Source organism: Gordonia sp. NPDC003504 (assembly GCF_053587995.1).
Window position 1 is genome coordinate 296,639 of the sequence record NZ_JBSFPC010000002.1, and the last position, 25,654, is coordinate 322,292.

Annotated in this window: 26 protein-coding genes; 13 read left to right on the plus strand and 13 right to left on the minus strand. The window is 66.5% G+C overall.

Annotation, left to right across the window (positions count from 1 at the left end; all coding sequences use genetic code 11):
- Window positions 1–11 precede the first annotated feature (11 nt).
- Window positions 12–2,201: an acyl-CoA dehydrogenase family protein gene (locus tag ACWDPV_RS05565; protein WP_449742087.1), complete on the minus strand. Its 2,190-nt coding sequence runs from the start codon at window positions 2,199–2,201 to the stop codon at window positions 12–14.
- A 128-nt stretch (window positions 2,202–2,329) separates the two neighbouring features.
- On the opposite strand from ACWDPV_RS05565, the gene kstR reads away from it, so the two are divergent.
- Together kstR and ACWDPV_RS05575 are read left to right on the plus strand one after the other, a co-directional pair.
- Complete coding sequence (gene kstR, locus ACWDPV_RS05570; RefSeq protein WP_348804693.1) at window positions 2,330–2,980, plus strand: cholesterol catabolism transcriptional regulator KstR; 651 nt, start codon at window positions 2,330–2,332, stop codon at window positions 2,978–2,980.
- On the plus strand, window positions 2,977–3,123 hold the full coding sequence (locus ACWDPV_RS05575) for a DUF1059 domain-containing protein (protein ID WP_449742088.1): 147 nt from the start codon (window positions 2,977–2,979) through the stop codon (window positions 3,121–3,123). Before kstR ends, ACWDPV_RS05575 begins: the two co-directional genes overlap by 4 nt.
- A gap of 120 nt (window positions 3,124–3,243) precedes the next feature.
- On the opposite strand, the gene ACWDPV_RS05580 is transcribed toward ACWDPV_RS05575, so the two are convergent.
- On the minus strand, window positions 3,244–4,242 hold the full coding sequence (locus ACWDPV_RS05580; protein ID WP_449742434.1) for an alpha/beta hydrolase: 999 nt from the start codon (window positions 4,240–4,242) through the stop codon (window positions 3,244–3,246).
- Window positions 4,243–4,538: 296 nt separating this feature from the next.
- Between ACWDPV_RS05580 and styD the strand changes: the two genes are divergently transcribed.
- Together styD and ACWDPV_RS05590 are read left to right on the plus strand one after the other, a co-directional pair.
- A complete protein-coding gene (gene styD / locus ACWDPV_RS05585) occupies window positions 4,539–6,026 on the plus strand; it encodes a phenylacetaldehyde dehydrogenase StyD (protein WP_449742089.1) in 1,488 nt (495 codons plus the stop codon).
- A gap of 49 nt (window positions 6,027–6,075) precedes the next feature.
- Window positions 6,076–7,188 carry an NDMA-dependent alcohol dehydrogenase gene (locus ACWDPV_RS05590; protein ID WP_449742090.1) on the plus strand — a complete coding sequence of 371 codons (1,113 nt, stop codon included), beginning with the start codon at window positions 6,076–6,078 and terminating at the stop codon, window positions 7,186–7,188.
- A 153-nt stretch (window positions 7,189–7,341) separates the two neighbouring features.
- Here the strand turns inward: ACWDPV_RS05590 and ACWDPV_RS05595 are convergent, their stop codons facing one another.
- The 10 genes from ACWDPV_RS05595 to ACWDPV_RS05640 are packed head-to-tail and all read right to left on the minus strand — an operon-like array spanning window position 7,342 to window position 15,911.
- The gene (locus ACWDPV_RS05595) at window positions 7,342–8,283 is read right to left on the minus strand and encodes an AraC-like ligand-binding domain-containing protein (protein ID WP_449742091.1); all 942 of its coding nucleotides are present in this window, start codon (window positions 8,281–8,283) and stop codon (window positions 7,342–7,344) included.
- Between the two features lie 19 nt (window positions 8,284–8,302).
- A complete protein-coding gene (gene paaK / locus ACWDPV_RS05600; protein WP_449742092.1) occupies window positions 8,303–9,619 on the minus strand; it encodes a phenylacetate--CoA ligase PaaK in 1,317 nt (438 codons plus the stop codon).
- Between the two features lie 58 nt (window positions 9,620–9,677).
- On the minus strand, window positions 9,678–10,781 hold the full coding sequence (gene paaE, locus ACWDPV_RS05605; RefSeq protein WP_449742093.1) for a 1,2-phenylacetyl-CoA epoxidase subunit PaaE: 1,104 nt from the start codon (window positions 10,779–10,781) through the stop codon (window positions 9,678–9,680).
- 1 nt (window position 10,782) lies between these two features.
- Complete coding sequence (gene paaD, locus ACWDPV_RS05610; RefSeq protein WP_449742094.1) at window positions 10,783–11,292, minus strand: 1,2-phenylacetyl-CoA epoxidase subunit PaaD; 510 nt, start codon at window positions 11,290–11,292, stop codon at window positions 10,783–10,785.
- 1 nt (window position 11,293) lies between these two features.
- Window positions 11,294–12,211, minus strand: coding sequence for a 1,2-phenylacetyl-CoA epoxidase subunit PaaC (gene paaC, locus ACWDPV_RS05615; RefSeq protein WP_449742095.1), 918 nt, complete (start codon window positions 12,209–12,211; stop codon window positions 11,294–11,296).
- Window positions 12,212–12,222: 11 nt separating this feature from the next.
- Complete coding sequence (gene paaB, locus ACWDPV_RS05620; protein WP_348804684.1) at window positions 12,223–12,516, minus strand: 1,2-phenylacetyl-CoA epoxidase subunit PaaB; 294 nt, start codon at window positions 12,514–12,516, stop codon at window positions 12,223–12,225.
- A complete protein-coding gene (gene paaA / locus ACWDPV_RS05625; RefSeq protein ID WP_449742096.1) occupies window positions 12,513–13,463 on the minus strand; it encodes a 1,2-phenylacetyl-CoA epoxidase subunit PaaA in 951 nt (316 codons plus the stop codon). Before paaA ends, paaB begins: the two co-directional genes overlap by 4 nt.
- Window positions 13,464–13,502: 39 nt before the next feature.
- Window positions 13,503–14,282 (minus strand): enoyl-CoA hydratase-related protein, encoded by a 780-nt coding sequence (locus ACWDPV_RS05630; RefSeq protein ID WP_449742097.1) that lies wholly within the window; start codon window positions 14,280–14,282, stop codon window positions 13,503–13,505.
- A 4-nt stretch (window positions 14,283–14,286) separates the two neighbouring features.
- Window positions 14,287–15,147 (minus strand): 3-hydroxyacyl-CoA dehydrogenase family protein, encoded by an 861-nt coding sequence (locus ACWDPV_RS05635; protein WP_449742098.1) that lies wholly within the window; start codon window positions 15,145–15,147, stop codon window positions 14,287–14,289.
- The gene (locus ACWDPV_RS05640; RefSeq protein ID WP_449742099.1) at window positions 15,144–15,911 is read right to left on the minus strand and encodes an enoyl-CoA hydratase/isomerase family protein; all 768 of its coding nucleotides are present in this window, start codon (window positions 15,909–15,911) and stop codon (window positions 15,144–15,146) included. The genes ACWDPV_RS05635 and ACWDPV_RS05640 overlap by 4 nt, the downstream gene beginning before the upstream one ends.
- Before the next feature lie 129 nt (window positions 15,912–16,040).
- Between ACWDPV_RS05640 and ACWDPV_RS05645 the strand changes: the two genes are divergently transcribed.
- The 9 genes from ACWDPV_RS05645 to ACWDPV_RS05685 all read left to right on the plus strand — a co-directional run bounded on the left by ACWDPV_RS05645 (window position 16,041) and on the right by ACWDPV_RS05685 (window position 24,692).
- Window positions 16,041–16,658, plus strand: a complete 618-nt coding sequence (locus ACWDPV_RS05645) for a TetR/AcrR family transcriptional regulator (RefSeq protein ID WP_449742435.1) — start codon at window positions 16,041–16,043, stop codon at window positions 16,656–16,658.
- A gap of 78 nt (window positions 16,659–16,736) precedes the next feature.
- Window positions 16,737–18,773, plus strand: a complete 2,037-nt coding sequence (paaZ, locus tag ACWDPV_RS05650; protein WP_449742100.1) for a phenylacetic acid degradation bifunctional protein PaaZ — start codon at window positions 16,737–16,739, stop codon at window positions 18,771–18,773.
- Between the two features lie 34 nt (window positions 18,774–18,807).
- Window positions 18,808–19,122: an EthD family reductase gene (locus tag ACWDPV_RS05655; protein WP_449742101.1), complete on the plus strand. Its 315-nt coding sequence runs from the start codon at window positions 18,808–18,810 to the stop codon at window positions 19,120–19,122.
- Complete coding sequence (gene paaI / locus ACWDPV_RS05660; protein WP_449742102.1) at window positions 19,119–19,547, plus strand: hydroxyphenylacetyl-CoA thioesterase PaaI; 429 nt, start codon at window positions 19,119–19,121, stop codon at window positions 19,545–19,547. The genes ACWDPV_RS05655 and paaI overlap by 4 nt, the downstream gene beginning before the upstream one ends.
- A gap of 143 nt (window positions 19,548–19,690) precedes the next feature.
- Entirely contained in the window at window positions 19,691–20,962 is a 1,272-nt protein-coding gene (locus ACWDPV_RS05665) for a flavin-containing monooxygenase (RefSeq protein WP_449742103.1), read from the plus strand.
- A gap of 37 nt (window positions 20,963–20,999) precedes the next feature.
- The gene (locus ACWDPV_RS05670; protein WP_449742104.1) at window positions 21,000–21,446 is read left to right on the plus strand and encodes a RidA family protein; all 447 of its coding nucleotides are present in this window, start codon (window positions 21,000–21,002) and stop codon (window positions 21,444–21,446) included.
- Window positions 21,443–22,117, plus strand: coding sequence for a DUF1028 domain-containing protein (locus tag ACWDPV_RS05675; RefSeq protein ID WP_449742105.1), 675 nt, complete (start codon window positions 21,443–21,445; stop codon window positions 22,115–22,117). Before ACWDPV_RS05670 ends, ACWDPV_RS05675 begins: the two co-directional genes overlap by 4 nt.
- On the plus strand, window positions 22,114–23,277 hold the full coding sequence (locus ACWDPV_RS05680; RefSeq protein ID WP_449742106.1) for a M20 family metallopeptidase: 1,164 nt from the start codon (window positions 22,114–22,116) through the stop codon (window positions 23,275–23,277). Before ACWDPV_RS05675 ends, ACWDPV_RS05680 begins: the two co-directional genes overlap by 4 nt.
- The gene (locus tag ACWDPV_RS05685) at window positions 23,274–24,692 is read left to right on the plus strand and encodes an aspartate ammonia-lyase (RefSeq protein ID WP_449742107.1); all 1,419 of its coding nucleotides are present in this window, start codon (window positions 23,274–23,276) and stop codon (window positions 24,690–24,692) included. Before ACWDPV_RS05680 ends, ACWDPV_RS05685 begins: the two co-directional genes overlap by 4 nt.
- A 255-nt stretch (window positions 24,693–24,947) precedes the next feature.
- Here ACWDPV_RS05685 and ACWDPV_RS05690 read toward each other — a convergent pair whose 3' ends face one another.
- A complete protein-coding gene (locus ACWDPV_RS05690; protein ID WP_449742108.1) occupies window positions 24,948–25,592 on the minus strand; it encodes a TetR/AcrR family transcriptional regulator in 645 nt (214 codons plus the stop codon).
- Between the last annotated feature and the right edge of the window lie 62 nt (window positions 25,593–25,654).

A 25,654-nucleotide genomic window follows, 5' to 3' on the forward strand; every position in this document is an offset into this window, starting at 1 on the left:
AGACGGGAGCGTCAGGAGCGGGGCAGTCCGAGAATCCGCTCGGCGGCCGCGGTCCGCAGGATCTGGGTGGTTCCACCGGCAATGGAGAGGCACCGGTTCTGCAACAACAGATCCGACGCATCAGTCGCCGCGACGGCGTCGACACCGAGCAGGTCGACGGCGAAGTCCGGCACCGCCTGACGATGGGCGACGCCGATCAGCTTGCGCACGCTCGACAGCGCCCCCGGGTCGTGTCCGGCCAGGCGTCGCGTGACCGCCCGGGCGTCGAGGACGCGGCCGATGTGGGCGTCGGCGACGAGTCGTCCCAGCCCGGACATCTCGGCGTCGGTCAGCGGCCGGGGCATCTGCGCGATTTGCCGGAGCAGCGCGTCCATCTCCTTGCCCAGACCCGACCCGCCCATCGCGACACGCTCGTTGGCCAGGGTCGTGCGGGCCAGCCGCCATCCACCGTTGATCTCACCGACCACACAGTCGTCGGGCACGAACACATCGTCGAGGAAGACCTCGTTGAAGTTGGCCCGTCCGGTGAGTTCGCGCAGCGGCCGGATGTCGATGCCGGCGGCGGCCATATCCACCAGAAAGTAGGTGATGCCCTTGTGTTTCGGCGCTTCGGCGTCGGTGCGGGCCAGACAGATCCCCCACTGCGCGTTGTGGGCCTGCGAGGTCCAGATCTTCTGTCCGGACAACCGCCAGCCCCCGTCGACCCGGGCCGCCCGGGTACGCAGCGCGGCCAGGTCGGAACCGGCCTCGGGTTCACTGAACAGCTGACACCACACGATGTCCCCGTGCAGCGTCGGCGCGACGAACCGCTCGCGCTGCGCGTCGGTGCCGTGTTCGAGAATCGTCGGGATGGCCCACGCCCCGATGACCAGGTCCGGCCGGATCACCGCGGCGCGCTCGAATTCGGCGTCGATGAGCAGCTGCAGCGCCGGGTCGGCACCGATCCCGTGCGGGGCGGGCCAGTGCGGCATGAGGTAGCCGGCATCGGCCAGCAACCGGCGTTGCTCGGATTCGTCTATCGCCGCGACCTTTTCGACCACGCCACGAACCTCGTCACGACGGTGCTCGACCGCCGACAGATCGATCTCGAAGTCGCGTCGGTCACCCCGCATGCCCCGCCGGGCGAGGTCGGCGCGGGCGGGGTGCCCCTGTCCCAGCAGGGCGCGGGCGACCATCGCCGAGCGCAGGTACAGGTGGGCGTCGTGTTCGAAGGTGAAGCCGATGCCACCGAGGATCTGTATACAGTCCTTGGTCACCGCGACGGGCAGGTCGGCGACGAGGATCTCGGTGGCGAGTCTGCTCAACTCGAGTTGCTCGCGGGCCCGCTCGCCGGGTGCATCGTCGAGTTCCGCCGCGATGGCGTCGTCGACGGCGCGCGCGAGATCCCAAGCCGTGGCCTCGACTTGCTCCGTGCGACAAAGCATGTCGGCACAGATGTGTTTGACGGCCTGGAAGGACCCGATCGGCGCACCGAATTGGGTGCGCACCGTGGCGTAGTCGACCGCAGTCGTCAGGGCCCATCGGCACACGCCACTCTGGTATGCGGCGCGAGCCGCACTCAGCACGCCGGCGATCACCGGGCTGCCCCCGCAGTCGATCAGGTCGTCGGGGCCGACGCCACCGATGCGCACGCGGGCGGTCGGGGCGGCACCGTCGACCGGCGTCTCGACGTCGACCACCCGCTCGCCGACACCGGGCGGGATGACCCACCACGAACTGGGCGTCGTCCCCGTCACCGCCGGAAGCAGGATCGCGGCGCCGTCGACGTAACCGGGCACCACGCCGAGGTCGACTTCGCCATCGCCGACCGTTGTCGCCTCGATGTGTGCTCGCGCCGGAACGATGCCCGGCGTCGCGCCCGCGATCACTGATTCGAGCAGCGCGGCTGCGCGCGGATCGTCGGCGCGGGTCAGCGCGAGCGCGGTCGCGACGGTCTCGGCGATCGGACCGGGTACCAGCGACCGGCCGCAGCGTTCGACCATCGCGGCGACGTCGGCGTAGGACGCGCCCAGGCCACCGCGCGATTCTGGGACAATGGCCGACACGACACCGAAGTCGGCGAGTTGGGCGAATAGCTCCCCCACCTGATCGTCGGGTTTATCCAGGTGCGCACGGGCGATATCGGTGGTGCCGACCTTCGCGGCCCAGGCCGCGATGGCCTCGCAGACGGCGATCTGTTCGGGGGACGTGGCGAGTGTCACGGGAATCCTCTGTGCCGATTAGGTGACCAAGAACTAGAACCTGTTCTAATATGCCATGAGTACCGTACGCGCGGTAGCCATCGCGCCATCAAGCCGCCGACCACCGACGTGAGGAAGCCCGAGAGCACATGGCCGCATCTGACAATGCCGTAACGGTTCCGGAATCCGGCACCGCAGACACGGGTTCACCCACCGAGAGCGGATCGGCCGCCCAACGTGACCGGCGTCGCCGCATCCTCGACGCCACCCTGGCATTGGCATCCAAGGGCGGCTACGACGCGGTGCAGATGCGGACGGTCGCGGAGAAGGCCGACGTCGCCGTCGGCACCCTCTACCGGTACTTTCCGTCCAAGGTGCACCTGTTGGTGACGTCGTTGGCACGCGAGTTGGCCCGCGTCGAATCGCGCGTCGACCGGTCACAGCTGCGCGGCGACAACGCCATCGAGCGTCTCCGCCACGTGCTGGACATGATCACCTTCGCGATGCAACGCGACCCGCTGCTCACCGAGGCGATGACTCGGGCATTCATGTTCGCCGACGCGTCGGCGACCGCCGAGGTCGACCAGGTCGCCTCGATCATCGATCGACTCCTCGCCAACGCGATCGTCGACGAGGGCGAACCGACCGAGGAGGATCTCGCGATCGCCCGCGTGCTCGCCGATGTGTGGATGTCGAATCTCGTGCAGTGGCTGACCCGACGCGCGTCGGCGACCGACGTCACCAACCGGCTCGAACTGACCGTCCGCCTGCTCCTGAAGGATCGGGTGAGTGCCTCGTGAAAACCCGGCTGACCTGCCCCTGCGGCGAGATGCTGCGCGGCGCGGACGAAGACGAACTGGTCGAGACCGTGCGGAAACACCTCGCGGAGAACCATCCCGGGCACGAGTACTCGCGCAACGAGATCCTGTTCATGGCGTACTGAGCCGCCCGAGCCCCGGGCGTGGTTGCTCGGGCTTGAGTTGCTCGGGCTTGGTTGCATCGGGCTTGGTTCACCCGGGCTCGGTTCACCCGGCTCCGTTGAACCAGGGTTGGTTCGCCGGGCTCACTTGGCCAGATCGCCCGCGATCATCGGCCAGGTGTCGTGCAGATCCTGCTCCCAGTACGCCCAGGAGTGCGTGCCGACCGGCCGCAATGACACCCGGTTGACGACGCCGAGTTCGTTCATCCGCTGCGCCATCTGGACGGTGCACTGGTTGACCGCCGCCTCGATGACCCCGCCCAGGATGATCTGGTTGCCCAGGGTGACCGGGTTTCCGTCGATCAAGGGTGCGTTTAGCTGATCGTTCGGCCCGGGCAGACCCGAACCGCTGGTCATGTAGACCTTGGTGCCCTTGAGCTTCGCGGCATTGATGTAGGGATCGTTGGCCACCCAGCCGGGTCCGCCGGGGGTGCCCCACATGTTGTTGATGTTGCCGCGGCCACGATCGCCGACGACCATCCGGATGTAGGTCATGCCCAGCGGGTCGCTGGTGCGGGCGCAACCGCTGTAGGCCGCGACGGACCGGTACAGATGCGGCGCGGCGATCGCCAGATTGAGCACCGACGTCCCGGCCATCGAGATACCGGCAATGGAGTTCACCCCGGTCGTGTCGAATTCCTTGTCAATCAGCGGGGGCAGTTCCTTGGTCAGGAAGGTCGTCCACTTGTTGCGGCCGAGCACCGGGTCGTCCTGCTGCCAGTCGGTGTAATACGAGAAGGCGCCGCCGATCGGCGTCACGACGTTGACGTTCTTGTCGGCGAAGAACTGCGTGTAGCTGGTCTTGGCGGCCCAGGTGGCCGAATCCTCGCCGCCACCCGCCCCGTTGAGCAGGTAGAGCGTGGGCGCGGGCTTGCTGGTGTCCTTGGGGCGCAGGATCGTGACCGGGATCAGCTTGTTCATCGACGCCGAGTAGACGATCGCGGTGACCTGCTGGGCGGAGTCGTGCACCAGGGTCTCGATCTTCGAGACGTTCATCGGCGCCGGGTTCGATGGGTTGGTGGGTGATGTACTCGTGGGGTCTGCCGCGGCGACGCCGAGTCCCGTGCCCGTCGCGACCACCATCGCGGTCACTGACGCCACAAGCGTGCGAGTGATTCCCTTACGCACCATCAACCCCTTTAGTCACAACAGCCCCAATCCGGGCGAGTCTATCCGGCCCGGACCTGGTCCCGGAAATCGAGACCGCTGTTGTTAGCCAGTTGTGACGATAACCGAGTGCGTCTCACCTCACCGTGCGCGTTCCGTCAATCACTCATGCGCGGACGTGCAAGTAATGACTCCCGCCAGTTCGCAGACTTGTGGCAACAGTCACATCACGTTCGCCGAACGGGCGGGCTCACGACAGAAATGGAGAGGTCATGACGGCATTGGACACGTCCATCGTCGACAGCGCACTACCCGACGGGGTGCACACCGAGATCCTCATCGCCGGCACCTGGCGCCCGGCCCGAGACGGCGTCACCTTCACCGACATCAACCCGGCCACCGGTCTACCGCTGGTCGAGGTCGCCGCCGGCTCCGCCGCGGACATCGATGACGCGGTGCGTGCCGCCCGGGCTCAGCTCGCCGGCGACTGGGCTGCCACACCCGGAGCGGCACGCGGTGCGATCCTCCATCGCGTCGCCGACCTCATCGAGCGCGACGGCGACATCCTCGCCCGCCTCGAGGCGCTCGACATCGGCAAACCGATCGGCCAACCGTCCATGCTGGACATCCCCAACGCCGCCGGCACCTTCCGCCACTTCGCCGGGTGGGCCGACAAGATCACCGGTCAATCCATCCCGACCGCCGGATACTTCGGGCGGCCCACCCACTCCTACACAGTCCGTGAACCGGTCGGCGTAATCGGCGCAATCATCCCGTGGAACACACCGCTCATGATCGCCGCGTGGAAACTCGCCCCGGCACTGGCCGCCGGCAACACCCTGGTGGTCAAGCCACCGGAGGACGCGCCGCTCTCGATCCTGCATCTGGCGTCGCTGCTGACCGAGGCCGGTCTGCCCGACGGCGTGGTCAATGTGGTCCCCGGTCTCGGCGGGGTGGCCGGCGAGGCGCTCGTCGCCCACCCCGACGTCGACAAGATCAGCTTCACCGGCAGCCCTCGCGTCGGTCGCCACATCCTGAAGGTGGCGGCCGACACCTTCAAACGCACCACCCTCGAACTCGGCGGAAAGTCACCGCAGATCATCCTCGCCGACGCCGACGTCGACGCCGCGATCAATGGCACCGCCATGGGCTTGTTCTTCAACCAGGGCGAGGTCTGTGCCGCCGGAACCCGTGTGCTGGTGCACCGTTCGCACTATGACCAGGTGGTCGACGGGCTGGCGGCGGCCGCCGCCGCGCAGGTGCTCGGCGATCCGCTGGATCCGGCCACCACGATGGGTGCGCTCGTCAACGCCAAGCAGCGCGACACGGTTCTCGATTACATCGAGGCCGGACGCACCGACGGTGCCCGGCTCGTCGCCGGCGGCGGGCGCGGCGGTGACGAGGGATTCTTCGTGCAACCCACCGTCTTTGCCGACGCCACCAACGACATGCGCATCGCCCGGGAGGAGATCTTCGGCCCCGTCGGCACGGTGATCCCGTTCGATGACGCCGACGAGGCCATCCGCATCGCCAACGACACCGACTACGGCCTGGCGGCGAGCATCTGGACATCGGATGTGGCACAGGCACATTCACTCGCCGGCCAGGTGCGTGCCGGGGCGGTGTGGGTCAACGGTTGGGCCGCAATCGATCCAGCGCTCCCATGGGGCGGCATGAAGACCAGCGGCGTCGGCCGCGAACTCGGGTGGGCGGGCATCGTCGCCAACACCGAGGAGAAGGTCGTCACCGTCGTCCTGTGACAACACAGCTCACATACCCGTCAACAATCACCAGAAGAGGAAGTCACTCATGAAGACTCAGGCAGCGGTCCTGTGGGAACCCGGTCAGGACTGGAAGGTCGAGGAGCTCGAACTCGACGACCCGAAGTACGGCGAAGTGAAGGTTGAACTCGCCGCGTCGGGAATGTGTCACTCCGACGAGCATGTGCGCGACGGCAGTGTGCCCGTCGGTATGTACCCCTACATCGGCGGACATGAAGGTGCCGGCGTGGTCACCGAGATCGGTCCCGGAGTCAAGTCCGTCGAGGTCGGCGACCACGTGGCACTGGGCTTCATCCCGGCATGTGGTCGGTGCCCGTCGTGTGCCAAGGGCATGTCCAGCATCTGCGATCTCGGCGCCAATCTGCTTGCCGGGGTGCAGCTCTCCGACGGAACCGCACGCCATCACGTCAACGGTCAGGATGCCGGATTGATGTGTCTGCTCGGCACCTTCGCCCCGGTGACGGTGGTCAACGAGGCATCGTGTGTGAAGCTCACCAAGGACATCCCGCTGGACAAGGCCGCACTCGTCGGCTGCGGTGTCACCACCGGATGGGGCTCGTCGGTGTACGCCGCCGGCGTCTCCGCGGGTGAGACCGTTGTCGTACTCGGTATGGGCGGTGTGGGTTGTGGTGCGGTACAGGGGGCTTCGCTCGCAGGTGCACGTCACGTGGTTCTCGTCGATCCCTCCGAGTTCAAGCGTGAACAGGCGAAGATCTTCGGCGCCACACACGCGGTGGCCACGATCGACGAAGCACTGGCGCTGCTACAGGACATCACCTGGGGACAACTCGCCGACAAGGTCCTCATCACCGTCGACGTGGCTCGCGGCGACCTGGTCGGCCCGGCCATGAGTTTGGTCGCCAAGGGTGGTGTGTGCGTCCAGGTTTCGGTCGGAGATCTCACCGCCACCGACGTCACCATGAGCCTGTTCGATCTCACCGCCATGCGAAAGACCTTCAAGGGAGCCTGGTTCGGAAATGCCAACATCCGCTTCGACATTCCGCACCTGCTCCGGCTGTACATGGAGGGCCAGCTCAAGCTCGACGAGATGATCACCCGCACGTACACCCTCGACCAGGTCAACGATGGATACGCGGCAATGCGCAGGGCCGAGAACGTCCGTGGCGTGATCATGTACTGATCCGAAGTCCTCGCGCTCGACCGGCGGGTCGTCCCACCAAGTATCTTCCCGCTGGTCGAGTAGCCCGTCCCGTGGGCCAAGCCGGTCAGGAGCGATAGCCGAATGGGGAGGTGCCCAACCAGCGGGAGTGAGGATGCTCGCTCAGCGGACAGGTCAGTGGACCGACAGGTGGTTGTCTCGGTACTGGCGCGGACTCATCCCGTAGGCATTCTTGAACAGCCGTGAGAAATGTGCGGCGTCCACGAGACCATTTGCTGCACAGATTGATCCGACGCCGCGGTGGGACTGCGCGGGATCGGCGAGGTCTCGTCGACATCGTTCGAGTCGACGTTGCCGGATGAAGCCGGCGACACTGTGTCCGTCGTGTGCGAACAGCTTCTGCAAGTAACGGAGCGACACGTGATGGTGCGCCGCCACGGCCGACGGCGTCAGCGTCATGTCACCGAGTCGCGCATCGATGTATGCCCTGGCCGACAGCAGAATCGTCTCACCGGCCCCCAGCGAATCGTCGGGTGAGCCCGCGCGCAGTGCCGCGCTCACCAGATCGGCCACGGCGTCAGTCACCAGGGTTTGTCCCACTGACCCGGAGTCGTCGGGCGACGATGCCCGCAGGGCTATCAGCATCGGGCGTAGCAGGGCGCCGACTCCCGACGTGGTGGAGATCGCCCGTGCGGTGGCATGACGCAACTCTGAATCGCTGATACGCAATGACTCTCGCGGCAGCACTGCCACCAACATGTCGAAGGTGCCGGCGAGGAAGAGGTCGTAGCGCTCGCTGGTGTCGTAGACGGCGAGATCACCGGGACCCAGCGCGGCCTGACGTTCATACTGCGTCACCGTGGACGTGCCCGCCATCTGTAATGCCACCTTGATCACGCCCGGATCCGAACGCCGGATGGTGCGGGGAGATCGACGAACATGCGCCGACGATCCCAGCACCTCCGACAGTTGCAGGTCACCGAGCGACCGACTGTGCAGCCCACCCTCGAACGATCCGAATCCGGGGGTGAGTGGCGTCGCATCGAGAGGGACGAACGCCTGCGAAATCGCCTCGCGCCATCCGTCGAAATCCAGCGGGCGGTCGCACATGGTCATTCGGCTCACATCACTCTCGTCACGCCTTCGGCCGGTTGTCCACCAATCGCTTTGCCTTGCCCGTCGACCGCTGCAGGGTGCCGGGTTCGGCGATGGCCACGTCCACGGTAACGCCGATCCGATCCTTGATGAGCTTCTTCAGTGAATGCGCAGCGGGTTCACGGTGATCGGCGGAGACATCGGGACGATACTCGACATGCACCGTCAGGGTGTCCATCCGACCGGGCCGGTCGAGCACGCACTGGAACTGTGGGGCCAGCGGCGGCAATGTGAGGATGAGTTCCTCGATCTGGGTGGGAAACAGGTTGACCCCACGCAGGATGATCATGTCATCGGTGCGTCCGGTCACCTTCTCCATTCGACGCATCGTGCGTGCGGTACCCGGCAGCAGACGCGTGAGATCCCTGGTGCGATAACGGATGATCGGCATCGCCTCCTTGGTCAGCGAGGTGAAGACGAGCTCTCCCTCCTCGCCGTCGGACAGTACCTCACCGGTGAGCGGGTCGATGATCTCGGGATAGAAGTGGTCTTCCCAGATATGCAGTCCGTCTTTGGTTTCCACGCACTCCTGCGCCACCCCGGGCCCCATGACCTCGGACAGTCCGTAGATGTCGACGGCATCCATGTTCAGTTGCGCCTCGAGCTCGGCGCGCATCTGTTCGGTCCAGGGTTCGGCACCGAACACACCGGTCCGCAGCGAGGTCTGCGCAGGGTCGATGCCCTTGGCGATCATCGCGTCAACGATCGTCAACATGTACGAGGGGGTGACCATGATCGCGTCCGGAGCAAAGTCCTCGATCAGCTGGATCTGCCGCTCGGTCATACCGCCAGACATGGGAATGACGGTGCAGCCCAGTCGCTCTGCGCCATAGTGGGCACCCAGACCGCCGGTGAACAGGCCGTATCCATAGGCCACATGCACCTTGTCCGACGGCCGGACACCCGCCGCGGCCAGGCTGCGCGCCACCAGATCCGCCCAATTGCTCAGATCATTGGCCGTGTAGCCCACCACGGTCGGACGCCCGGTTGTTCCCGACGAGGCATGAATCCGCGACACCTGATCCTGTGGCACGGCGAACATGCCGAACGGATAGTTTTCCCGCAGATCTGTCTTGGCGGTGAACGGGAACAATGCGAGATCGCCCAGGCACTTCAGATCCGAGGGGTGAACACCCTTCTCGTCGAACGCCTTCCGATAGTGCGGGACGTTCTCGTAGGCGTGCTGCAGTGACCATTTCAGGCGCGTCAACTGCAGATCGGCGATGCGGTCACGGCTCGCGTACTCGATGTCGACGGTATCCGCTCCGCCGGCGGGACTGCTCAGGGTGCTGGTCATGGTGGGCTCCATGCTTGTGGGTCGGTGGGCTGCGTTGTCGTGAGGAGGGGTGTGGTGATCAGGCGTCGAAATCGATGGTGACATCATCAGATAGCGGGTAGGACTGACAGGTCAGGACGAACCCGGTGGCCACTTCGGACTCGTCGAGTGCGTAGTTGCGTCGCATGTCGACTTCACCGCAGGTGACCTTGGCGCGGCACGTCCCGCACACTCCGCCCTTGCAGGCGAACGGCAGATCCGAACGCAGGTCCTCACCCGCGTCGAGGATCGTCTCGTCGCGGGGTAGGGCGCCCGCCACCGACCTGCCGTCGAGCACGAGGGTGACCTCGCTGGTCGGGCCCGAGGCGCCGCGTTCGCGATGACGATCCATCGGCGGTGGAGTGGCCTCCACGTAGAACAGTTCGTGGTGGATGCGGTCTTTCGTGATCTCCTGCGAACGTAGGACATCCTCTGCCGTCTCCACCATGCCCAAGGGGCCGCAGAGCCAGAAGTGGTCGATGTCGGTGGTGGGCACCACCGTTGTCAGGATCTTCTCGAGACGTCCGCGATCAAGTCGGCCGCTGAACAGTTCGGACTCGCGGGGTTCGCGGGACAGGACGTGGATGACGTCGAATCGCGGACCGTGTGCATCCTTCAGGTCGGCGATCTCTTCGGCGAACATCACCGACCGGGTTTTGCGGTTGGCGTAGATGAGGGTGACCTCGGTATCCGGGTTGGCCAGCATGGACGCCGCGATCGACAGCATCGGAGTGATACCCGAGCCCGCGGCGATCAGCAGATGTCTGCCGCCCGAATCCGGGTCGGCGTGAAAGGAACCGGTCGGCGGTGAGACCTCGATGCGATCCCCCGGACGGACATCGTTGACCAGCCAACTCGAGAACAGTCCGCCGTTGACCTCACGCACCCCGACACGCGGCGCCGTACCCGCCGGTGCGCAGATCGAGTAGCTTCGACGGTGCTCGACCCCGTCGACGGTGCGACGCAACGTCAACGACTGGCCCGGGCGAAACACATACTCGTCGTGGAGTTCCGGCGGCACCGCGAAGCGGACGGCGACGGCGTCGTCGCACAGCGACTCGATGTCGGCGACGGTCAGGGCGTGAAAACCCCGCCCGCGCGCGGGCGCCGTCACCGGGACCGCCGTGGTGGTGCTGGTCGTCATGTCAGATCTCCTTGACGTGATCAAACGGTTCGGCGCAGGTCAGACACTGATAATGCGCCTTGCACAAGGTGGCACCGAACTCCGAGATCAGCTGCGTGTGATCGGATCCGCATTGCGGACAGACGACGGCACGCGGACGGACGGTCAGCGTCAGCGGGATTGGCCCCGGCGCGCGGAGCGGCGCCGCCGCAGGTGGCGAGTATCCGGCCGCGACGAGCTTGTCTCGACCCGCGGCCGAAATCCAGTCGGTGGTCCACGGCGGGGTAAGGCTGGTGCGGATGACGACGTCACCGAATCCGTGACGCGTCAACGCCGAGATGATGTCGTCACGAATCGTGGCCATCGCGGGGCAACCGGAGTACGTGGGCGTGATGGTGACAGTTACCCGGCCGGCGTCGTCGATCTCGACGTCACGAATGATGCCGAGATCGTCGAGGGTGACCATGGGCATCTCCGGATCGAGCACGTCGGCGACGATCGCCCGCGGTGATTGTGTTGCTACGGCGGTCATCTCACCACACTCCTTCCGGATGTCGTCGCGCTACGCTCTGCATCTCGGCGAGGATGTAACCCATCTGCTCGGTGTGCAGCCCGTCGCGCCCGGCGCGACCACCGACCCGCCCGATCCGGCCGACCTCGGGTGTCTGCACCTCCGCGGCGTGCAGAACCTGCCCGATGACCTCGTCGAATTCACCTCGCACGGTGGCGGGATCGACGCCGACACCGGCCGCGGCGAGAGCGATCTCCTCGGCGGTGGGGACAAAGAGCTCGTCGACGTACGGCCAGATCTGAGCCAGGGCAGCGGCCAGTCGTCGTGTGGATTCGTCTGTGCCACAACCGAGTGTGACTATCCAGCGAGCCGCGTAGTCGCGATGGTAGGTCAGTTCCTTGACGCCTTTGTCGGCCACCGCGGCCAGGACCGGGTCACGGGAGGTCCGCAACCGGTCCACGATGGCGAGCCGCCAGGTGGCGAAGATCAGCAGCCGGACCATCGAGACCGCGAAGTCGCCGTTGTCGACCTCGGTGAGATGTACGTTGCGGAAGTCCTGCTCGTCCCGGAAGAATGCGAGGGCATCCTCGTCAGGTATCGGTGTCGTGTCCGAGATGTGCGGGACCACAGTGGGATCGGCGGCTGCCGCACGGGCGAGAAGCAGTCGCGCGGCGCCGAGCAGATCGAGACCGATGTTGGCCAGCGCCACTTCCTCTTCGAGTTCGGGTGCATGGGTGCACCATTGGGCGAGACGGTGCGCGCTGATCAGCGCGTCGTCACCCAACATGAGGCAGTACGTCGCGAGTGCGTGGCGGTCGACGTCGTCGGGGACGGTGGTGTCGACGCCGGCGAGCGGGTCGTCGAAGCTGGTGCCAAAAGCCCACTGCCCGTGCGAGTCCTCGTCGACGAGGCCTTGATATGCGTTGTCATGGTCTGTCATGTCGGCATCACTCACATGTGGGGGACGTTGTCGGGGATCTCGTAGAACGTGGGATGGCGGTACACCTTGTCGCCGCTGGGAGCGAAGAAGGGGTCCTTCTCCGACGGACTGGTGGCGACGATGTCGCTCGAGCGCACCACCCAGATGCTGACTCCCTCGTTGCGGCGGGTGTAGACGTCACGGGCGTGCCGCAGGGCCATCTCGTCGTCGGCGGCATGCAACGAGCCGACGTGGACGTGGTTGAGTCCGCGCTTGCCGCGCACGAAGACCTCGTACAGCGGCCATTGCGCCTTGATCTGGCTCATCGGTGATTCTCCTGTTCTCGCGCGGCGAAGGCGGCGGCGGCGTCGCGGACCCACGCTCCGTCGTCGTGGGCGTTGCGGCGCACCGCGATTCGTTGGGAATTGGTGGCGCCGTTACCCTTGACGACCTCGGCGAACTCACTCCAATCCGGCTCACCGAAGTCGTAGTGCCCGCGGTCGGGATTCCATGCCAGGTCCGGGTCGGGGAAGGTGACGCCGAGGGCTTGCGCCTGCGGCACACTCATGTCCACGAACTTCTGCCGCAGATCGTCGTTGGTGTTGCGTTTGATGCCCCACGCCATCGACTGTTCAGTGTTGGGTGACCGGTCATCGGGAGGTCCGAACATCATCAGCGCCGGCCACCAGAACCGGTCGACCGATTCCTGGACCATCGCACGTTGTTCGTCGGTGCCCGCCATCATCGTGGTGAGCAGTTCGTAACCCTGGCGCTGATGGAACGACTCCTCCTTGCACACCCGGATCATCGCGCGCGCGTATGGTCCGAAGGAGCTGCGGCACAACGGCACCTGGTTACAGATGGCGGCCCCGTCGACGAGCCAGCCGATGGTACCGACGTCGGCATAGGTCAGCGTCGGATAGTTGAAGATCGAGGAGTACTTTTGCTTGCCGGAGATGAGCTTCTCGGTGAGGTCGTCACGATCGGCACCGAGTGTCTCCGCAGCGGAGTACAGGTAGAGACCGTGGCCGGCCTCGTCCTGCACCTTGGCCATCAGGATCGCCTTGCGCCGCAACGACGGCGCCCGGGTGAGCCAGTTGCCCTCGGGCTGCATGCCGATGATCTCCGAGTGTGCGTGCTGGGCGATCTGACGGATCAGCGTCTTACGGTAGCCGTCGGGCATCCAGTCGCGGGGTTCGATACGCGCCTCGTCGGCGATCGTCGCGTCGAACCACTCCTGCAGGTCGGTGGTGTCGGTGGTGGGGCTGCTCATCTCATCTGCCTTGTTGTCGGGGGCTGTACTGCCGTGCGTTCAGCGGCCGGCGAAGTGGGGCGTGCCCTTGTTCAGGAATGCCTGGACGGCGCTCGCGTGATCAGCGGTGGCACCCAGATGTCGCTGGGCGTCGAGTTCGCGGTCCAGGGCCGCATCGAGTCCGGTGGCGGACGCGCCGACGAGTGTCTTGATCCGGCGGAACGCTTCGGTCGGGCCGGTGGCGAGACGTGCCGCCGATTTCTTCACTGACGTGTCGAATTCGGCGTCGTCGACGACGCGGTGCACGAGTCCCCAGTCGGCGGCCTGTGCGGCATCGAAGCGGTCGCCGAGCATCAGCAGTCCCATCGCCCGGCTCGCGCCAAGCATCGAGACGAGGTGATGCGACAGGCCGGAGTCACTGGCCAGCCCGATGCCGGCGAAGGCGGTCGCGAATGTCGCGTTCTGCGAGGCGATCCGGATGTCGGCGGTCAGCGCAATGCCGAGTCCGGCGCCGACGCAGGCTCCGCGGATGGCGGCGATGACGGGAACGTCGATGGCCGCGAGGGCCCGGATCACCGGGTTGTAGTGGTCGGCCACGGTGTCCATCGCGTGTTCGGGCGATTTCTCCAATTCGGCGACGTGATCGCCGAGATCCTGTCCGACGCAGAAGTTCTTGCCGTCGGCGGCGAGCAGGACCGCACGCACGCTGCGGTCGCCGACGATCTTCTCGATCGCCTGGAGTAGTGCGACCTTGGTGTCGACGTCGAGCGCGTTGTGGGCTGTCGGGCGGGCCAGAGTGATGGTGGCGAGCCCGTCGGCGATCTCGAGGGTGGTGGTCATGCTCTCAGCCTTTCCAGTCATAAAAGCCGCGGCCGCTCTTGCGTCCGAGTTCGCCGCGAGCGACCTTGTCACGCAATAGCTGTGGCGGTTCGAAGCGTGGTCCGAGGGTCGCGGCGAGATGTTCGGCGACGGCGAGACGTACGTCGAGACCCACCAGGTCGGTGGAGCGCAGCGGACCCATCGGATGTCGATAGCCCAGTTCCATGGCCTGATCGATGGATTCGGCGTCGGCGACGCCCTCCGCCAGCATGCGGATGGCCTCGAGGCCCAGGTGCACGCCGAGGCGGCTGGTGGCGAAGCCGGGTGAGTCGTTGACGACGATCGCGGTCTTGCCCAGCGCCTGCGCCCAGCCGACCACGGCGTCGACGGTGACCTCGGCGGTCTGCGGTGCACGGACGATCTCGACCAGTTCCGACACCGGTACCGGATTGAAGAAGTGCATCCCGACGAAACGGGACGGATCGGACAGTGCCGCACCGAGTTCGGCGATCGACAGCGAGCTGGTGTTGGATGCGATGATCGCGTCGGCGTCGAGCGTCTTCGCGAGTTGGGTGAGGACGTCGAGCTTGAGCGCGGTGTTCTCCGGAACCGCCTCGACGACGAGGTCGAGATCCGCGGGTAGCTCGTCCGGCGCACCGACGGTGCGCACCTGCGCGAGGACGGCCTCGGGTTGCGCCCCGTCCAGCTTGCCGCGTTCGGCGGCCCGCCGCAGTCCGGTCTCGACACGCTGGTATGCGGCCTGCTGATCGACGGTCTCGGCGATGGTGACCGTCGCCCCGCGTTCGGCGAAGACCTGCGCGATGCCGGCTCCCATGCGACCACCGCCGACCACGCCGACGCGGGCCGGGACCTGTTTGCTGCTCATGACTTCCTCTCCAGAAACGCACTCATCCGCTGGGCCTTGTCGGCACTCTCGAAGAGCACGGCCTGCACGATGTCGTCGGCCCACGGGTGATGTCCCGGGGCGTCGATGACTTTCTTCGACAGCCGCAGCGCCAACAGCGACTGCGTCACCACCCGATCGACGAGGGTGTGGGCGGCGACGAGCGGATCGTCGGCGATCTCCATCACCAGCCCATGCCGCAGGGCTGCGTCGGCATCGAGCCGCACTCCGCCGAGCAGGATCTGCTTGGCCACCGACGTACCCACCAATTGCGGCAGCCGGTAGCTCGCGCCGGCGGCCGCGAGAATACCCAGCGCCGGTTCCGGGTTGCCGAACACCGCGTCGGGGGCCGCAACCCGGATATCGCAGGCGTAGGTGAGCTCCGCTCCCCCGCCGAGCGCATAGCCGCGCACTGCGGCAACGGTCGGCAACGGCAGGGCCGCCACCCGATCGAAGAGCGTGCGGTTGATGCCGGCGAGCGCGTCGTCGCGGGTGCGACGGGCGAGTTGGGCGATGTCGGCGCCGCCGGCGAAGTTGCCGCCCACTCCGGTGAGGATGACCGGCTTCGGGGCCTGCTCGACGGCGGCGCAGACCCGGTGCAACTCCGCGATCATCTCGCCGGTGATGGCGTTGCGCCGGTCCGGGCGGTTCAGCGTCACCACATAGCGGTCACCGCCGTCGTCGAACCGCACATACTCCAGGCCGTCGAGCACCGTGGCCGTGTCCTCGGTAACACCAGTGGGCATCTTCGCACCTCCTCACACTGTGGACCTTTCAATTAATAACCGACTATTTGGTCGGTTCGCAAGCCCTGGGTCGAAATACCCATCAACTCACGCGTCGGCGTTTGTCATGATGAGCACGTGACTGATGAGCTGATCGGGGCAAAACCCGCGAAACGCACCGGCCGCCCGGGGCGCCCCGGCTACGACCTCGACTCGCTGCTGGCCGTGGCGGTCAAGGTCTTCAACGAAAAGGGCTACGACGGCACCAGCATGGATGTGCTCGCCGACCGGCTCGGCCTGAGCAAGTCGTCGATCTACCACCACGTGTCGGGTAAACAGGAGCTCCTCGAGCTCGCCCTCGGCCGCGCCCTCAATGCCCTGTTCGCGGCCACCACCGAGGCGGGTGCGACCGAAGGGAAGTCCATCGAGCGCCTGGAATACCTGGTCAGACGCAGTGTTGAGATTCTGGCCGCCGAGCTCCCCTACGTGACCCTGCTGCTACGCGTGCGCGGAAACAGTGCCGTCGAGAGGCGCGCACTCGCCCGCCGGCGCGAGTTTGACGAGTTCGTCGGCAACCTGGTGATCGCGGCGGCGGAGGAGGGCGACGTCTCCCCCGAGGTCGATCCTGCCCTTGTCGCGCGGCTGCTCTTCGGCACCGTCAATTCGCTGATCGAGTGGTACCGGCCCCGCGTCGGCATCAGTGTCGATGATCTCGCCGACGCCGTCGTCGCGATGACCTTCGACGGTCTGCGCCGACGCCGCGCCTGACGTATCCCCCTCTTGACACGGGACCTTCGTCCCAGCGATGGTAATTACCGACCGAATGGACGGTAGAGGGAGTTGACTGTGAGCGCAATGTTGGACAGCTACGCGCAGGGACGCTGGTACACCGCACCGGATGAGGGCACCGCGTTGCCCGATGCGGTCGACGGAACGGAGGTCGCGAGGATCAGCTCGACCGGTCTCGATCTGGCCGGGATGGTGACCTACGCACGAACCGTCGGCGGGCCCGCGCTGGCGGCACTGACCTTTCACGAACGCGCCACGCTGCTCAAACAACTCGGACTGACCCTGATGGCCGGCAAGGAGGAGTTCTACGAGCTCTCCCGCCGAACCGGCGCCACCGATCGCGACTCGGCCGTCGACATCGACGGCGGAATCGGCACCATCCTCAGCTATGCGAGCAAGGCGCGCCGCGAACTCCCCGACGACACGGTGTATCTCGACGGAGCGGTGGAGACGCTGGGCAAGAAGGGTACCTTCGCCGCCCAGCACATCTACACCTCACGCCGGGGAGTTGCGGTGCAGATCAACGCCTTCAACTTTCCGGTGTGGGGTTTCCTGGAGAAGCTGGCGCCGGCGTTCATCGCCGGTGTGCCCTCGATCATCAAGCCGGCCAGTGCCACCGCCTACCTCACCGAATTGGTGTTCCGCCGCATCATCGAGAGCGGCATCCTCCCCGAGGGCTCGGTGCAATTGCTGTGCGGGAGCGCGCGCGATCTGCTCGATCACCTCGACGGCCAGGATTCGGTGGCCTTCACCGGCTCCGCCGACACCGCCGCCCTGCTGCGCGCACATCCGACGGTCGTCTCATCGGGTCTGCACTTCACCGCCGAGGCCGACTCGCTCAACGCGTCGATCCTCGGCACCGACATCGGTGTCGACGATCCCGAATTCGAGCTCTACATCAAACAACTCGTCACCGAAATGACCGTGAAGGCCGGCCAGAAGTGCACCGCGATCCGCCGCGCCCTGGTTCCCGAACCGCTCGTCGACGCGGTGATCGAGGCAGCATGTGCGCGCCTCGCGAAGGTCCGCGTCGGCAATCCGAGCAATCCCGACGTCCGGATGGGGGCACTGGCGGGCATCGAACAACGCGACGAGGTACTCAAGGCCGTTCGCGGACTGACCAAATCCGCCGACATCGTCTTCGGCGATCCCGATCATGTCGACGTGATCGACGCGGATTCCGGGAAGGGCGCCTTCCTGTCTCCACTGTTGTTGCGGGCCAACGATTCCACTGCACCCGAACCACACGACATCGAGGCCTTCGGGCCGGTGGCCACCGTCATCGAGTACCGCGACACCGCCGACGCCGTGGCGTTGGCGGCGCGCGGACAGGGCAGTCTGGTGGCGTCGCTGGTCACCAGGGATTCCGGCCTCGCCGGCGAGGTGGTCCGAGGACTCGCCCCATTCCACGGGCGCGTGCTGGTGCTCAACTCCGAGGATGCCGCCGAATCCACCGGTCACGGTTCGCCGTTGCCGGTCCTCGTTCACGGTGGTCCCGGGCGGGCCGGTGGCGGTGAGGAACTCGGCGGTATCCGCGGGGTGCTCCACCATATGCAGCGCACCGCCGTTCAGGGGACGCCGAATGTGCTGACCGCCGTCGGGCATCGCTGGGTCAACGGTGCCGATCGCCGGGAGAGTGACGTGCATCCCTTCCGGAAGGATTTGTCACAGTTGCAGATCGGCGACACCATCGTCGGCGGGCCGCGCACCGTCACGCGCGCCGACATCGACCACTTCGCCGAGTTCACCGGTGACACCTTCTACGCCCATACCGATCCGGTTGCGGCCGCGGCCAATCCACTGTTCGGCGGGATCGTTGCCCACGGGTACCTGGTGGTATCGCTGGCGGCCGGACTGTTCGTCGACCCGGCTCCGGGTCCGGTCCTGGCGAACTTCGGGGTCGACGGTCTGCGGTTCCTCACGCCGGTGAAGGCCGACGACAGTCTGACGGTCACATTGACCGCCAAACAGATCACGCCACGCCAAAGCGCCGACTACGGTGAGGTGCGCTGGGACGCCGTCGTCACCAATGCCGACGGCGCTCCGGTCGCGACGTACGACGTTCTCACCCTGGTCGCCAAGGGCCAGGACTGACCCGGTTGTCACCAACCGAATTGAGGAGCACACCATGACCATTCGCGTTGCCGTCTGCTACGGCGAGCCCACCGACCCCGCCGCCTTCGACGAGTACTACGAGCGTGTGCACATCTCGCTGGCCAATGCGATTCCGGGCCTGACCGAGTACACCTACGCCAAGGCGTCATCACTGGACGGTTCACCGGCACCGTACTATTCGGTGGCCAGCCTGTACTTCGCGGACGCGGAGTCACTCAAGGCCGGGCTGACCTCACCGGAGATGGGCGCGGCCGCCGCCGACGTACCCAACTTCGCCACCGGCGGCGTCACCATGTTCACGCATGAGGAAACCTCGGTCCGCCCATGACCGCAACACCCGCGTCCTCGCTTGACGATCACCCGATCGCTCGCCGGATGTGGGCCGAGGACAACGCATCCCGCGCGCTCGGCATCGAACTCGTCGAACTCGGTCCCGGGCGGGCCCGGACCTCGATACGGGTCGGGACGCAGATGGTCAACGGCCACGGCATCACCCATGGCGGCTACGTCTTCATCCTCGCCGACACCACCTTCGCCCTGGCCTGCAACAGCGGCACCGATGCCGCCGTGGCCGCCCGCTGCGACATCCATTTCCTCCGGCCGACCCGTGAGGGAGACGTCCTCGTCGCCGAGGCCCGCGAGGTGCGGAGTTTCGGCCGTAACGGCATCTATGACGTGACCGTCACCTGCGATGGTGACGTGGTCGCGGAGTTCCGCGGTGACAGTCGGACGATTCCGGCGCGGCGGGACTGAGTGCGTCGGGCCGAACTCCGACCGCTCCTTACATCGATTGAACCGATGCACTAGCTCAATTAAATGCGCTGTACAGAACCAATCGGCCCCTGAATCATTGACGGCAACACACGTGATGATCAGCGGACCATTGGAGGGTTACGGTGACGAACGAACAAGTCGAGGTGCTGATCGTCGGCGCAGGTCAGGCCGGTATCGCGATGAGCGAACACCTGAGCGCACAGGGTCTGGACCACCTGGTGCTCGAGAAGGACCGCGTCGCCGAGCGGTGGCGCTCCTGGCGCTGGGATTCCCTCGTCGCCAACGGCCCCGCCTGGCATGACCGCTTCCCGGGCATGACCTTCGCCGGTGACCCCGACGCGTTCGTCGGCAAGGAGGGCGTCGCCGACTATCTCGCCGCCTACGCGGCAAAGATCAACGCGCCGATCCGCACCGGCGTCGAGGTGACCTCGGTGCGCAAGCTCGACGACGCTGCCGGATTCCGGGTGACCACCTCCGACGGAACGATCGACGCACGCTACGTCGTCTCGGCCACCGGCGCCTTCCAGAAGCCGGTCATCCCGCCGTTGGTTCCCGCGAACTCCGCACTGCACCAGATCCATTCGAGCTCGTATCACAATCCGCAGCAGTTACCCGATGGTGCCGTCCTCGTCGTCGGAGCCGGTTCGTCGGGAGTGCAGATTGCCGACGAACTGCGGGCGTCAGGACGTTCTGTGTACCTCGCCGTCGGCCCGCACGACCGGCCCCCGCGCAGTTACCGTGGCCGCGACTTCTGTTGGTGGCTGGGCGTTCTCGGTAAGTGGGATGCCGCAGCTCCCCCGGCCGGAGCCGAGCACGTGACGATCGCGGTCAGCGGTGCGCACGGCGGGCACACCGTCGACTTCCGTAGCCTCGCCGCCGACGGCATCACCCTGCTCGGTCGTGCCGAAGGGGTGACCGACGGCGTGATGACCTTCGCCGACGATCTGCGCACCAACATCGAGGCCGGAGATTCCAACTACCTGTCGATGCTCGACGAGGCCGACGCGTATGTCGCCCGCAACGGCCTCGACCTGCCGGAGGAGCCCGAGGCACGGGTGATCGGCCCGGAGCCGGCATGCGTCACCGACCCTATCCGGTCACTGGACCTTGCCGCACACGACATCACGTCGATCGTGTGGGCCACCGGCTTCGCCTACGACTACGGCTGGCTGCAGGTGGACGCGCTCGACGAGAACGGTCGCCCCCGCCATCAGCGTGGCATCTCCAGCGAGCCCGGCGTGTACTTCCTCGGGTTGCCGTGGCTGTCACGCCGCGGGTCCAGCTTCATCTGGGGCGTGTGGCACGACGCCAAGTATCTCGCCGATCAGATCGCCATCCAGCGTGGCTATCTCGCCTACCGCGCGCCGGCGGCGGAGCCGGTCGCGGTCAGATAGTCCGCCGACCCCCACCACACCGAGAGGACACCACACCATGACCGCCGCCCCACTGACCCCCACCCACACCCGCATCCGGCCGTTCAACACCCGCGACACCTACCCCGAGCAGAACCTCGACAACGACCTGTGCCAGGCCGTCGTCGCCGGTGGCGTCGTGTATCTGCGCGGACAGATCGGCCAGGATCTCGACACCCGCGAATCGGTGGGCATCGGCGACATCGAAGCCCAGACCGAGAAGGCCATGAGCAACATCGCCATGCTCCTCGAGGAGGCCGGAAGCTCGTTGCGCGACATCGTGAAAGTGACCGTCTACCTCACCGACATCCGCTACCGCGAAACCGTCTATCGGGTGATGGGACGCTGGCTGACCGGCGTTTTCCCGGTGTCAACCGGCCTCGTCGTCGAGGCCCTCGCGCGCCCCGAGTGGTTGGTCGAGATCGATGCCACCGCGGTACTGAGCGATTCGGGAGATGCCCGATGACCATGTCACTGATCGCCCGTGACCCGGCTACCGGAGCCTTCGGCATCGTCATCTGCTCCTCGAGCCCGGCGGTCGCGGCCCGTTGCGCGCACGTACGACCAGGCGTCGGTGTGGTGGCCTCGCAGAACATCACCAATCCGGCGCTGGGCACCGCGGCGCTGGACGGCCTCGCGGCCGGTTCGGATGCCGCCACCGCACTGAAAGCCGCTCTGGCGCAGGAGGAATTCCCCGATCACCGGCAGGTGACCGTGGTCGACGCGCGGGGCACCGGCGCGGCCCACTCGGGTGCGCTCAGCCTCGGCGTCCACCATCACCTCGTCGGTAATCAGGCCGTGGCCGCAGGCAATCTCCTCGCCGACGCGTCGGTGATCGATGCCCTGCTGGCCGGCTACACCGACAGCGGCTCGACCGACTTCGAGCAACGTCTCCTCGACGGGTTCCGCAGTGCGCTCGAGGCCGGCGGTGAGGCCGGCCCGGTCCACTCGGCGGGACTGATGGTCACCGACGACGTGGCGTGGCCGGTCACCGACCTGCGGGTGGACTTCGCCGAGGATCCGTATGCCGATCTCGAAGCGCTGTGGCGTCTGTGGCAACCGCAGAAGGACGACTACCGGGTGCGCGGCATCGACCCGACCCGCGCCCCGTCATATGGTGTTGCGGGGGATCTGTGACCTCGCCCGACGCGATCGTCTCGACTCAGGTGACCGCCGATCACGGCGTCCTCACCGAACTGTCCCGCAACCTCTATGATCACCCCGAAATCGCTTGGGAGGAAGAGCGTTCCGCCCGTCGAGTGGCCGATCGGCTGGCCGACGCCGGATTCTCGGTCACCGAGCGCTTCTGCAACCTGGACACCGCCTTCGCCGCCGTCGTCGGCAGCGGCGATCTGCATATCGCGCTCTGCGCCGAATACGACGCCCTGCCCGGCCTCGGCCATGCCTGCGGCCACAACCTGATATCGGCGATCACCGTCGGCGCGGCACGTGCGCTGGCCCCGATGGTCGACGACCTGGGCATCACGCTCAGCGTCATCGGCACCCCGGCCGAGGAGGGCGGCGGCGGCAAGATCGAGATGCTCGAACGCGGCGGATTCGACGGCCAGCACGCCGCGGCGATGGTCCACCCCGGTCCCGTCGACGTCGCCCGCGCGCGACCATTCGCCGTGTCGCACAGCCACGTCGAGTATCGCGGCAAGGCCGCACACGCCGCCGCCTACCCCGAACGCGGTGTCAACGCCGCCGATGCCTTCACCATCGCCCAGGTGGCGATCGGATTGCTCCGTCAGCAGTTGCCCTCGTCGGTACGCGTGCACGGCATGATGACCCGTGGCGGTGAGGCACCCAACGCCATCGCCGAACGCACCGAGGGCCGGTGGTATGTGCGCGCCGAGACACTCGCCGAGCTGGCCGAGGTGGAACCCCGCGTGATGCGGTGCTTCGAGGCGGGTGCGCTCGCCTCCGGCGCACAACTGACCGTCACCCCGGAATCCAAGCCCTATGCCGAATTCCACACCGATGACGAGCTTCTCGGCTGCTACGAGCGGCGCGCGCTGGCTCTCGGACGACGCTTCGAGTCGGGTGCCGATTCGATGATGGCCCGCGCATCCACCGACATGGGCAACGTGTCGCAGGTGCTGCCGGCGATTCACCCGTACATCGGGATCGATTCCATGCCTGCGGTGAACCACCAGATCGAGTTCGCGGCCGCCACGCTCACTTCTGCGGCCGAAGCCGCCATCGCCCAGGGTGCCATCGCGTTGGCCGGCACAGTGATCGACGCGGCGAGCACCTCATCGATCCGGCAACGCCTCATTCTCCGGGAGCCGCGATGATCTCCACCGACCGAGATGCCGTGCGCATCGAACACGATCTGCTGGGTGACCATGACGTCCCCGCCGACGTCTACTACGGCGTGCACACCTGCCGAGCGTTGGACAACTTCCCCATCAGCGGGGTGCCGATCTCGCGGTACGACGATCTGGTGATCGCACTCGCCGCAGTGAAACAGGCCGCCGCCGAGACCAATCGCGATCTCGGCCTCCTCGACGTCAACGTCGCCGAGGCGATCATCGTGGCCTGCACCGAGATCCGTGAGGGTGCGCTGCACGAGCAGTTCGTCGTCGACCAGATCCAGGGTGGGGCCGGCACGTCGACGAACATGAACGCCAACGAGGTGATCGCCAATCGGGCCCTGGAGATCCTCGGATATTCGCGGGGCCGCTACGACATCGTCCATCCCCTCGAACACGTCAATCTCGGGCAGAGCACCAACGACGTGTACCCGACCGCGGTGAAGGTCGCCCTGGCCCGTGCGGCGCACGCCCTGGAGACCTCGTTGCGCGGGTTGGCTTCTCGGTGCCGATCCAAGGCCGATGAGTTCTCCGACGTCCTCAAACTGGGCCGTACCCAACTCCAGGACGCAGTGCCGATGACGCTCGGCCAGGAGTTCGGCGCGTACGCGGTGACCATCGCCGAGGACGCCGACCGGATGAGTGAGGCAACTCTGCTCATCACCGAGATCAATCTGGGTGGCACCGCGATCGGCACCGGCCTCAACACCGACCCCGATTACGCGGCACGCGCCTGCGATCGGCTTGCGGCCATCACCGGCCTACCACTGAGCAGCGCCGACGACCTCGTGGAGGCGACCTCGGACGTCGGGGCCTTCGTTCAGTTGTCCGGCGTCACCAAGCGCGCCGCGGTGAAACTCTCCAAGATCTGTAACGACCTGCGGCTGTTGAGTTCTGGCCCACGATCCGGATTCGGCGAGATCACCCTTCCGGCGGTGCAGGCCGGATCGTCGATCATGCCCGGCAAGGTCAATCCGGTGATCCCCGAGGTGGTCAACCAGGTAGCGTTCGAGGTGATGGGCAATGACCTCACGGTGAGCGTCGCGGCCGAGGCCGGGCAGTTGCAGCTCAACGCTTTTGAGCCGATCATCGTGCGCGCACTGCTCTCCTCGCTGACCCACCTGACCGCCGCGGTCGACGTGCTCGGAGCACGCTGCATCGCCGGGATCGCACCGAACGTCGACCGGATGCGGGACGCCGTCTACGGTTCCGCCAGCCTGGCCACCGCCCTGAACCCCCTCCTGGGCTACGAGACCGCCACAGCCCTGGTCGCCGAAGCGATGTCGACCGGAGCATTGATACCCGATCTCGTGCGGCGCGGGGCACTTCTCGACGAGGCGGTACTCGAGAAGGTCTTCAGCCCGGAACGTCTGTGCCGGACCGACACCGGTCGATGACGTCGTGCGGTCACCTGGGTGGTCGCGTGGCCTCCGATATCCCCATCGGGGTGCTGGGCTGCAGATGGTTTCCGGCGTCGGGATACGAGGTCTCGACGCGGCCCTCCGCGGGCGCCCCGGACCGGCTCGACCGGCGAGACGAGACCCACTCGACCGGCGGGATGAGGCCGCTCCACCCGCGAGAAGAGGCCGCTCCACCGGCGAGCGAAGCCAACCCGACCGGCGAGATGAGGCCACTCGACGCCGGAAAGCAAGCTACTCGACCGATGACGGTGGCCGCGCAGCCGACCGTGCGGTCGCGAGCAGCCGCGGACACGCCAGTGCCGCAATGAGATAGCCACGCAGCAGGGAGCGCGCCCGGTGTGCGTCGAGGTTCTCGTTGCGGCCGACCAGGTGGAGGCCCATTCCGTCCTCGAGTGCGACGGCGGTGGCCGCGATGTCGGCGGCGTCGCCGTTGATCACGAAGTCTCCGGCGCGCAGACCGTCGGCGATGACCTCGCGGTACAGCGACGCCTCGAGGTCGAACAGGCGCGCCATGAGCTCCGCATGACGGGTCACCCGGGCACTGTGCAGATGAAGTTCGTACAGGGCCGGCCACATCGGGTCGTCGGGATCGCAGATCCCCAGGTTCACGAGCGCACCGAGTCGGTCGAGCGGATCGTCGTACTCCCCCATAGCTTCTCGGCGCCCGCGGTAGAACCGCTCGACGGCGGTCTCATGTACCGCCAGTAACAGATCGTCGAGTTCGGGGTAGTAGTAGGCGACGGACCCGGGCGACAACTGCGCAGCGGCGGCGATGTCCTTGATCCGCAATCCGATCAACCCGCGCTCGGCAATGGCAACCGTTGCCGCGGTGATGATTTCAGCGCGGCGGGCATCTTGCCGACGGGGACGGGCCATGCCTGCCGATCCTGCCCCGCGCCACGCCTCGATGCAAGCGTGCACTTGCGTCGGTTCCACCG